The following is a 1,052-nucleotide window of genomic DNA, read 5'->3' on the forward strand; positions in this document are numbered from 1 at the left end:
CCATATATAAGTCGGCTGAGGACGTCTCGACCAAGCTGATCCGTGCCAAGCAGATTTATGCCGTTCCACGGCGCGAATGGTTCCCGGGAGACCAGTTCGGATTCGCCGAAAGGAGCAATCAGGTCTGCGAAAAAGGCGGCGAACAGGTAAACCGCGACGATGGCGAAGCAGAACTTCACGTTGAGGGGCGCTTTCCGGAGGGCATACCTAAATCTACTGCGCCTGCCTGAGGTGAGTTTGGCGCGCAAAGAGATATCGGTTGTATTGGGCGTGTTCACGATATCCATCACCTCGGGTGGAGCAGCTTAGGATTCGTGGAGATTGCGATAATGTCCGCAACGAGATTCAGGAGGATGTAGGCGCTCGCAAATATAAGTGCGCACGCCTGCACCAGCGGTAAGTCGCGCGTGCGAACTGCGTCCACCATTGTCTGGCCTATCCCGGGATAGACAAAGACTGTCTCCACCACCACGACGCCGACCACCAGATAAGCCAAATTTACGGCCACGACATTGGCGATGGGGGCCCAAGCGTTGGGTAACGCATGCCGCAGGATGACTCGTGCTGGGGAAGCACCCTTGCATTTTGCCATGTGGATATAGGGGCTGGATAACACGCCGATAATCGCCGACCTCGTCATGCGCATCATATGGGCAATAATCCCGATCGTCAGGACCAAGACAGGCAAGGTCATACGCCAGACCCAATCGGCTACGTCCATGCCGTCCTTGACGTTGGATAAGGTAGGCAGCCAGCGCAGTCTAACGGCAACAAAAATGAGTAGGATATAGGCTATAAGAAATTCTGGAATTGAGATCGTTGTTAGCGAAATTCCGTTCACCACCCGGTCGAAGGCGGTACCCCGATACAGTGCACAGAGGACGCCGAGAACGATCGAAAGTGGAACCGCAATGAGCGCGGTCACACTAGCCAATAGGAATGTGTTGCGGAGGCGCGATGAAATAATGTCGGCAACGAACCGAGGTGCACCCGGACTGGACGATAAGGATTCGCCGAGATCACCGTGGAGGATGCCGCCGACCCATTTGAAG

General features: G+C 55.1%; 2 protein-coding genes. One reads left to right on the top strand and one right to left on the bottom strand.

What is annotated here, in order from left to right; translation table 11 throughout:
- Positions 1 to 230, top strand: a 230-nt coding sequence (locus EN749_RS38050) for a hypothetical protein (RefSeq protein WP_189368010.1), incomplete at its 5' end; no start/stop codon positions are given.
- A 56-nt stretch (positions 231 to 286) separates the two neighbouring features.
- Here EN749_RS38050 and EN749_RS36260 read toward each other — a convergent pair.
- Positions 287 to 1,052, bottom strand: a 766-nt coding sequence (locus EN749_RS36260) for an ABC transporter permease (RefSeq protein ID WP_145991196.1), incomplete at its 5' end; no start/stop codon positions are given.

It is taken from the genome of Mesorhizobium sp. M7A.F.Ca.ET.027.02.1.1 (assembly GCF_004022985.1).
Classification (GTDB): Bacteria; Pseudomonadota; Alphaproteobacteria; order Rhizobiales; family Rhizobiaceae; genus Mesorhizobium.